An 8,550-nucleotide genomic window follows, 5' to 3' on the forward strand; every position below is an offset into this window, starting at 1 on the left:
CGGATGCCCTGCTCCAGCGCGTTCCGCCAATGAGATTCGTAGCGTTCACGTTCGGCGATGATGCGATCACGACGCTCGTCCGTCAGGGCGTGGTACTCGCGGAAGAAGACCGTCCACTCGGCACGGTGCTCGGCGATGTTCCGCATGAGCGCTCGTGCGAGGCCGCGCAGCCGTTTCTCCGGATCGGCCTCGGACAGCGCGAGTTCGTCGGCCACCGTGTTCATCTGCGCGAGTTGCCGGCTGCTGATCTCGTAGAGGATTGCCTCCTTGCTGCCGATGTAGTGGTACAGCGCTCCCCGGCCCAGCCCGGTCGCCTCACCGATCTCGGCGACCCCGGTGCCGTGGTAGCCCGACTTCGCGAACAATTCGGCGGCCACCTGCAGGACTCGGTCCCGGTTGGCGTCGTACTTGTCGCTCATCGAAGGGCCCCCTTTGTCTCCCGGCGGTCGAAGATGTGAGTCTAGACGGCCCAGATCACGGGTTCGGCGCGGCCAGCCCGGTGATCAGGGCGTCGAGAAAGCCGTCGGCGATCTCTTCGGGGGTGCGGGCCCCGTCGGCGGTGAGCCAGAGGTAGCTGTAGTTGAACATGCCGAGCACACCCTTGATCATCAACGGCGGCAACAGGGTGAACACCCCGTCTCGGACGCCTTCGTCGAACGCGTGCCGCCAATGCGATTCGTACCGTTCGCGTGCCGCGACGACCCGCGCACGCCGATCACCGGTCAGGGCGTGGTACTCGCGGAAGAACACCGTCCACTCGGCGCGGTACTCGGCGATGTTGCGGAGCAGGGCCCGTGCCAGACCGCGGAGGCGGCGCTCCGGATCCGGTTCGGTCAGGGCGAGTTCGTCGGCCACGTCGTTCATCTGCGCGAGTTGCCGGCTGCTGATCGCGAACAGCACCTCCTCCTTGCTGCCGATGTAGTGGTACAGGGCCCCGCGGCCGAGCCCCACCGCCGTGCCCAGGTCGGCGATCCCGGTGCCGTGGTAGCCCGACCTCGCGAACAACTCGGCGGACACGCGCAGAATTTCGGCGCGGTTGAGGTCGTATTTGGTGCTCATCGAATCACCGTTCGACGTGCACGATCAGGGCCTGCCCCTGGCCGCCGCCCCCGCACAGCGCCGCTGCGCCGACGCCACCGCCGCGGCGTCGCAGTTCGAGCGCGAGGTGCAGGACGATCCGTGCCCCCGAGACACCGATCGGGTGGCCSAGCGCGATCGCGCCGCCGTTGACGTTCACCCGGTCCGCGTCGAGACCGAGGCGTTCGGACGAAACGAGTGTGACCGCGGCGAACGCCTCGTTGATCTCGACGAGATCGAGGTCGCGAGGTGCGATCCCCTCCCGTCGGCATGCAGCCTGGATGGCGTTGGACGGCTGCTCGTGCAGACCCGAATCGGGTCCGGCGACCACGGCACGTGATCCGATCTCGGCCAGCCACGACAGTCCGAGCCGGACGGCCGTCGACTTCCGTGTGACCACGACGGCGCAGGCACCGTCGGAGATTGGTGACGAGTTGCTGGCCGTCAGCGAGCCGCCTGCGGCGAAAGCCGGGGGCGGACCCGCGAGGTCCGCTGCCGAGGTGTCGGCCCGGATGCCCTCGTCGTGGCTCAAATCGGTTGACTCACCCCGCCCGGACCTGATCGGAACGGGAACGATCTCGGCCGCGAAGACGCCGTCCTTGCGCGCGCGTGCGGCCGCACGGTGCGAGCGAGCGGCCCACTCGTCCTGGGCGTCCCGGGTGATCCCGTACTCGGGATTCCTCGACTCGGTGAGCGCCCCCATCGACGACCCGGTGAAGGCGTCCTGGAGCCCGTCGAACGCGAGGTGGTCGATCAGTACCGTGTCGCCGTACTTGTGCCCGCGCCGACTGTTCGTCAGGAGGTGCGGCGCCGTGCTCATCGATTCCTGACCGCCGGCGACCATGATGTCCGCGTCGCCGGCGGAGATCATCTGGTGCGCCAGCGTTATCGCGTCGATTCCCGAGAGGCACATCCGGTTGATGGTCAGTGCCGGTGTGGTCATGGGGATTCCGGCGGCTGCCGCCGCGACGCGCGCCGGCAGTTGGCCGCTGCCCGCGGTGAGCACCTGGCCCATGACGACGTGGTCGACGGCGCGTGCGTCGACACCGGCCGATTCCAGCGCACCACCGATCGCGTGGCCACCCAGTACCTGGGCGCTCAGGCTCGACAGGGATCCCATGAAGCGTCCGAACGGGGTTCGTGCCCCCGCGACGAGGACGGTGGGGTCGTGGTGGTCGGTCATTGTTCGTCTCCTTCGCGAGCGTGGTGCCGCCCTGCGGCCGTTCCCGGCCGCAGGGCGGCTGATGTCAGTCAGTACGCGACGTCTCGAAGGCGTCGGAGAACGCGTACCCGTCGAGCAGGCGTCCCGCCGTGACCAGGTACTGGATCGTCGGGGTGCCCTCCTCGAGCCAGTTGAGGCGGGCATCCCGGTAGAGGCGCTCGATCGGGTGCGCGCGCGTGTATCCGATTCCGCCGTGGATGAGCAGAGCCCGGTCGGTCACCCGGCCGACGGCCTCGAGGCCGAACAGCTTGCACATGCTGGCCTCGGTGGGAATCCGTTCGCCGGCATCCCACTTCTGTGCTGCGTCGGCGAGGATCCCGCGCAGGGCGTAGACGTCGGTGGCCATCTCCGCCAGGTAGCGCTGGATGGCCTGCCGTGTGCCGATCGGCTTGCCGAATGTGACACGGCTCTTCGCGTGGGCGATCGACAGTTCGAGGGCGCGCTCGGACGTGCCGAGGGAGCTAGCGGCGATGAACACCCGGCTGATCTCCAGTGCGCGTTCGAGGTGCTCGTTTCCCTGTCCCTCGACGCCGACGAGGGCGGTGGCGGGAACCCGGACGGAATCGAGGGTGACGCGTCCGTGCTCGGTGCCCTTGCATCCCATCGTCTCGGGAAGCGCTGCGATCGAGAGACCGTCGGTCTCGCGGGGAACGAGGAACGCGGAGACGTCGGTCGCGGTCGTCTTCGCGAAGACGATGAAGTGAGACGCGATGTCGGAGTTGGTGATCAACCACTTCTCGCCGTTCAGGACGTAGTCGTCGCCCTCGCGCACCGCGGTCGACCCGAGGTCGGCGCCCGTCCCGAAACCCGGTTCCGTCAGCGCGAACGCGACCGAGTTCCGGCCCGTGGCCGTGCCCGGGAGGACGTCCGCCTTCTGTCGGTCGCTGCCGATCTCGGAGAGCGCGTGGGCGAAGGAGTTGTGCACGTGGACGATGACCCGGAGCCCGCCCTGCACCTTGGCGAACTCGGCGATGATCGGCAGGTACTGGGCGATCGACAGGCCGCTGCCGCCGTACTCGCGGGGGACGAGCAGGCCGAGCGCGCCGATCCGCTCGAGGATGGGCATGACGATGTCGTGTGGAACCTGCTCGTCGTTCTCGATCCGCTGTTCGAGTGGATCGAGTTCGGACCAGATCGCCTCGAAAATGCGGTCCCGGAGCGCCAGGTACTCCGACTCCGGAATGCCGACCGAATGCGTGAGTGTCGCGGTCATGGTGTTGTGTCCCTTCGTTGTTGGTCGTTGCGGTCGTGGTGTGTCACAGCGCCCAGCCGCCGTCGACGGTGAGGACGGAGCCGGTGCAGAATGTGGCGTCTTCGCTGAGGAAGACTGCGGCCTTGGCGATTTCGTCGACGGTGCCGAATCGGCCGAGGACGGTTTCTCGTTCGATGCGCCTGCGCGCGGAGTCGGGCACTGCATCGGTCATGTCGGTACTGACGAAGCCGGGGGCCAGCACGTTGACCCGGATGCCGTCCCGCGCGACCTCCTTGGCGAGTGAACGACCGAAGCCGATCATCGCGGACTTCGCACCCGCGTACGCGGTGTCGCCGGCGTGACCGATCAGGCCGACGACCGACGACACCAGCACGATGCTCGGTGACCTGCCGTGCACGAGGTGGGGCAGCGCTGCCCGCGCGAGAGCGACGGTGCCGCGGAGGTTCGTCTCTATCACGCTCCACCAGGCGTCCGGGTCCGTCTCGACGAGCCGCCCGCCCGACCACTGGCCCGCGTTCAGGACGAGCGAATCGAGGTGTCCCCAGTGGGAGACGACGCGCTCCACCGCCGTGAGCGCCGTGGTGTCGTCGTGCAGGTCGAAGCGGATCGGAAGTACCTGCTCGGGAGCGTCCGCGGCGAGTTTCTCGGCGTCCTCACGGCTCGTCCGGTACGTGCATCCCACCCGGCAGCCGCGCTGCGTCAGGGCCGTGGTGACGGCGGCTCCGATGCCGCGGGAACCGCCGGAGACTAGCGCGACGCGGGGATCGTCGTGATCGTTCTCGTTCATGTTCAGAAATGTACTGATCGATCCAAAAATAGTCCAGAGTGTTCGTGAAAGTCGGGCTGAACGTCGTATTACCTGGATACTTGGATGGGTTCACGACATGGATCGATCGGTACAAGAATGCTTGCGGTCGACGTCCGGGATGTGCTAGACCTGTGACCGTGGCCACACGGGGCGACGGCGCGGACGATGTCCGATCGGCGAACCCCGGACGAGGCCCGACGGCCCGCTCATAACCGCGGTGGCACCGGATCGACACACGGCAGCCGCACCGCCCCACATCAGCAGCGATGGGAGATTCGATATGAGAGTCATCGACGACCTGGAGGTCACTCGGGTCAAACCCCGGAAGGTTGCCTTCGCGTCCTTCGTCGGAACGGCAATCGAGTGGTACGACTTCTTCATCTTCGGGACCGCGRCCGCACTGGTTTTCGGGAAGGCGTTCTTCCCGTCGTTGAGTCCGCTGTCGGGAACGCTGGCCGCGTTCGCGACGTTCGGTGTCGCGTTCGTGTCGCGTCCCGCAGGCGCGATCGTCTTCGGGCACTTCGGAGACCGGATCGGCCGCAAGAAGATGCTGGTGTTCTCCCTGGTGCTGATGGGGTCGTCGACGGTCGCGATCGGACTCATCCCCACCTACGGAGCGATCGGTCTCGCCGCGCCCGTGCTGCTCGTCCTCGCGCGCCTGGCACAGGGCTTCGCGGTCGGCGGAGAATGGGGCGGCGCGGTGCTGATGGCAGTCGAACACGCACCGCGCGAGAAGCGGGCGTTCTACGGCAGCTGGCCGCAGGCCGGCGTGCCCGCCGGACTCGTTCTCGCAACGCTCGCATTCCTCCTGGTCGAGCATCTTCCGGATGACCTGGTACAGGCATGGGGATGGCGGCTTCCGTTCCTCGCCAGCGCCGGGTTGGTCGCGGTCGGCATGTACGTGCGACTGAAGGTCGTCGAATCGCCGGAGTTCGAGAACGTCAAGCGCAACAAGAAGATTGCCGACTTCCCGATCCTCGCGGTCCTGCGGGGTGAGAAGCGGGCGCTGGGCGTCGGGATTCTCACCCAGGCCGCCTCCCTCGTGCCGTTCTACCTTGTCACCGTCTTCGTCCTGTCGTACGGCCCGAAGGAACTCGGCATCTCGCGGCAGACGATTCTGTTGAGCATCCTCGTCGCGTGCGTCCTCGACATCCTGACGGTGCCCTACACGTCGATGATCGCGGACCGGATCGGAGCACGGAAGATGTTGATCTACGGGTCCCTCTACATGGCCGCGATCGCGTATCCGTTCTTCTGGTTGCTGTCGACCGGAGTGGGTGTCGCCGTCCTGCTGGCGATGATTCTGATCATCACTATCGGTCACGCCGTCACCTATTCCGCGGTGGCCGGCTACGTCACCGGTCTGTTCCCGGCCGAAGTCCGATACACCGGCGCGTCCGTCGCCTACCAGTTCGGTGGTGTCGTGTTCAGTGCTCCCGCTCCGTTCATCGCGGTGGCGATCGCTGCCGAGACGGACGGTTCGTGGGCACTGGCTGCGTACATCGCAGCGGCGTGCGCCATCACGGTCCTGGTCCTGACCCTGACGAAAACTGCAAAGGTGAATCACTGATGTCTCCCGACAGACTCGCAACGTCCGCACTCGCCGGTGCCTGGCAGGACATCGAATCCCTGCTGGACCGCGACCCGTTCGGTGGCGACTTCAACACCGCCCACGAAATCTGCACCCGTTATGCGGCCGACCCGAATCGGGTGGCGCTGACCGTCCGGCACGAGGACGGCTCGGCCGACCGCTGGACGTACCGCGAACTCGACAGGCTCGCCGCGAAGGCTGCACGGGTGTTCGCACGCGCGGGGCTGACGCGGGGAGATCGCGTCGGCGGACTCCTCTCGCGACAGGTCGAGAGTTGGATCACCGCACTGGCGGCGTGGCGCTCCGGGCTGGTGTACGTGCCGCTGTTCGGCGGGTTCGCCCCGGACGCGATCGGCCTGCGCCTCGACGCGGCGGGAGTCCGCGCGGTCGTGGTCGATCAGCGGTACCGGCCGGCCCTCGCGCAGGCGCAGGCGACCCACGGACTCGATCCCGCGGTGTTCGTCGTCGGCGACGTCGCGGCCGGCACGGACGACAGGTCCTTCTGGACCGAGGTCGACCGGGCCGACGCCGACGGCCCGCTCGCGACCACGGCACTCGGGGACACCGCCACCCTGCTGTTCACCAGCGGAACATCCGGAACACCGAAGGCGTGCACCATGACCCACGCCACCTTCGTCTCCGTCATGCCCTACGCGAAGGCCGTTCTCGGGGCGACCCGCGACAGCGTCGTCTTCTCGACGTCGGACCCGGCGTGGGCGTTCGGGCTGTACAGCACCGGTGCCGCCGTCATGGCGCTGGGCGTGCCGCGCGTCATGTACTCCGGGAAGTTCGTCCCCGAGGCCTGGCATCGCGTCATCCGGGAAGAGAAGGCCACGATCCTCACCACCGCGCCGGCCGCCCTGCGGCGACTGACGGCGACGTTCGCGCAGGACGGGGTCCCGCCGACGCTCCGCACCGTCGCCGCTGCCGGCGAACCGCTCACCGCAGTGGTCGCCGCGGCCTGGGCCGGCACCGGTGCACCCGCCGTGCGCAACGGGTACGGACTGTCCGAGGTCGGCATGCTCCTGGGCGACACCCAGGGCACCGAAACGAGGTCCGGCCCGGGCTGGATGTCCGCCACGATTCCCGGGTTCGACACCTTCCTCGCCGACCGGGACGGGCAACCGGTGGCCGACGGCCAACCGGGATTGATCGCGGTACGGCAGCCCCGGTACCAGATGTCCAGCGGCTACGAGAACACCCCCGACCTGTGGGCCGACCGCTGGCGCGGCGACGTATTCCTCACCGAGGACCGAGCCGTCACAGACCCCCAGGAGCGGTGGCAGATACTGGGCCGGGACGACGACATGATCATCGCGTCGGGGCACAACATCAGCCCGGTCGAGGTCGAGAACGCGCTGTTGCAGCACCCGGCGGTCGCCGACGCCGCGGCAGTCGCGTACGACGATCCGATCCGCGGCGGAGTGGTCCGGGCCGTCGTCGTCCGCGCGGACGACCGGGCCGACGACAGCGACCTCGTCACGCAACTCGCACACCTGGTCGCGCAGCGCGTCGGCCCCTATGCGGCACCGAAAGTCGTCGACTTCCGGCCCGACCTCCCGCGCACCGAAGTCGGCAAGCTGCGCCGAGCGGCCGTCCGCGAACTCCCGATCACATGAACGGGCACAACCGCATGCGCGCCCTGATGGTCACCGCGCTCGACGGTCCCCGGGCGCTCGCCCCGGTCGAGGTCGACGAACCCGTCGCGGACGAATCCGCGATCCTCGTCGAGGTTCATGCGGTCGGGGTGTCGTTCCCGGATCTGCTTCTCACCCAGGGCCGGTACCAGTACAAGCCGGAACTGCCCTTCGTCCCCGGCGGAGAGGTCGCCGGGATCGTTCGGTCAGCGCCTGGCGGCAGCGGATATTCTCCGGGCGACCGGGTCGTCGGTTTGACCGGTGTTGGCGGCGCGATGGCCGAAGTGGTTGCACTGCCGCCGGAGACGACTTTCCTCCTCCCCGACACGATTTCGATGGCCGCGGGCGCCGCCCTGCTGTTCAACTACCTCACCGTGCATTTCGCGCTGGTACGTCGTGGACGCCTCGAGTCGGGGGAGTCGGTGCTCGTCCAGGGCGCGGCGGGAGGCATCGGCACCGCCGCGACGACACTGGCGCCGCACCTCGGCGCGTCGCGGACCATCGCGGTCGTCAGCAGTGAGGAGAAGGCGGAGTACGTGCGGAGTCTCGGCGCCTCCGACGTCGTGGCCACCGGGAACTGGCGGGACGAGGTCCTCGCGATCACCGACGGCCGCGGGGTGGACGTCGTGGTCGATCCCGTCGGGGGCGACCGCTTCACCGACAGCGTCCGATCGCTGGCGACGGGCGGGAGGATTCTCGTGATGGGCTTCACCGGCCGGGACATCCCCTCGGTGAAGGTGAACCGACTGCTCCTGAAGAACGCGTCCGCAGTCGGAGTCGCGTGGGGCTCGTGGTGGGCCGAGGACCCCCGACGACTGTCGGCGCAGTGGAGCGAATTGTGTCCCTTGCTCGCGTCGGGCGCGTTGACGATTCCGGAGCCGACCCGGTACCCGTTCGACGCGGCAGCCGAGGCCCTGCTCGATCTCGAACACCGCCGAACCGTCGGGAAGAGTGTCCTCACCCTCCGGTGAGGCGGCTCCGCCGCCCGTGCGCCTTTTTGGT

General features: G+C 68.2%; 8 protein-coding genes. 3 read left to right on the forward strand and 5 right to left on the reverse strand.

The features are described from left to right. The 5 genes from AC1D1G_RS37120 to AC1D1G_RS37140 all read right to left on the reverse strand — a co-directional run. Window positions 1-419 (reverse strand): TetR/AcrR family transcriptional regulator (locus tag AC1D1G_RS37120; protein ID WP_477956063.1); only part of this gene is annotated, 419 nt, incomplete at its 3' end. Between the two features lie 55 nt (window positions 420-474). Next, window positions 475-1,059, reverse strand: coding sequence for a TetR/AcrR family transcriptional regulator (locus AC1D1G_RS37125; RefSeq protein ID WP_280781969.1), 585 nt, complete (start codon window positions 1,057-1,059; stop codon window positions 475-477). A gap of 4 nt (window positions 1,060-1,063) precedes the next feature. Next, window positions 1,064-2,260: an acetyl-CoA C-acyltransferase gene (locus tag AC1D1G_RS37130; protein WP_477956065.1), complete on the reverse strand. Its 1,197-nt coding sequence runs from the start codon at window positions 2,258-2,260 to the stop codon at window positions 1,064-1,066. 64 nt (window positions 2,261-2,324) lie between these two features. Further along, window positions 2,325-3,512 carry an acyl-CoA dehydrogenase family protein gene (locus AC1D1G_RS37135; RefSeq protein ID WP_477956067.1) on the reverse strand — a complete coding sequence of 396 codons (1,188 nt, stop codon included), beginning with the start codon at window positions 3,510-3,512 and terminating at the stop codon, window positions 2,325-2,327. 43 nt (window positions 3,513-3,555) lie between these two features. Then, the gene (locus tag AC1D1G_RS37140) at window positions 3,556-4,299 is read right to left on the reverse strand and encodes an SDR family NAD(P)-dependent oxidoreductase (protein ID WP_317568574.1); all 744 of its coding nucleotides are present in this window, start codon (window positions 4,297-4,299) and stop codon (window positions 3,556-3,558) included. A gap of 301 nt (window positions 4,300-4,600) precedes the next feature. Between AC1D1G_RS37140 and AC1D1G_RS37145 the strand changes: the two genes are divergently transcribed. Genes AC1D1G_RS37145 through AC1D1G_RS37155 form a run of 3 tightly spaced genes read left to right on the forward strand, consistent with a single transcriptional unit; the run spans window position 4,601 to window position 8,519 of the window. Further along, window positions 4,601-5,890: an MFS transporter gene (locus tag AC1D1G_RS37145; RefSeq protein ID WP_477956069.1), complete on the forward strand. Its 1,290-nt coding sequence runs from the start codon at window positions 4,601-4,603 to the stop codon at window positions 5,888-5,890. Continuing rightward, window positions 5,890-7,530, forward strand: coding sequence for an AMP-binding protein (locus AC1D1G_RS37150; protein ID WP_477956070.1), 1,641 nt, complete (start codon window positions 5,890-5,892; stop codon window positions 7,528-7,530). The genes AC1D1G_RS37145 and AC1D1G_RS37150 overlap by 1 nt, the downstream gene beginning before the upstream one ends. A gap of 14 nt (window positions 7,531-7,544) precedes the next feature. Next, a complete protein-coding gene (locus tag AC1D1G_RS37155) occupies window positions 7,545-8,519 on the forward strand; it encodes an NADPH:quinone oxidoreductase family protein (RefSeq protein WP_477956071.1) in 975 nt (324 codons plus the stop codon). Window positions 8,520-8,550: the final 31 nt, after the last annotated feature.

This window comes from Rhodococcus sp. P3_B8 (assembly GCF_056402775.1).

Coding starts and splice junctions, on each gene's coding strand:
- AC1D1G_RS37125 (WP_280781969.1), bottom strand. CDS start 1,059: ATGAGCACCAAATACGACCTCAACCGCGCCGAAATTCTGCGCGTGTCC.
- AC1D1G_RS37135 (WP_477956067.1), bottom strand. CDS start 3,512: ATGACCGCGACACTCACGCATTCGGTCGGCATTCCGGAGTCGGAGTAC.
- AC1D1G_RS37140 (WP_317568574.1), bottom strand. CDS start 4,299: ATGAACGAGAACGATCACGACGATCCCCGCGTCGCGCTAGTCTCCGGC.
- AC1D1G_RS37150 (WP_477956070.1), top strand. CDS start 5,890: ATGTCTCCCGACAGACTCGCAACGTCCGCACTCGCCGGTGCCTGGCAG.
- AC1D1G_RS37155 (WP_477956071.1), top strand. CDS start 7,545: ATGCGCGCCCTGATGGTCACCGCGCTCGACGGTCCCCGGGCGCTCGCC.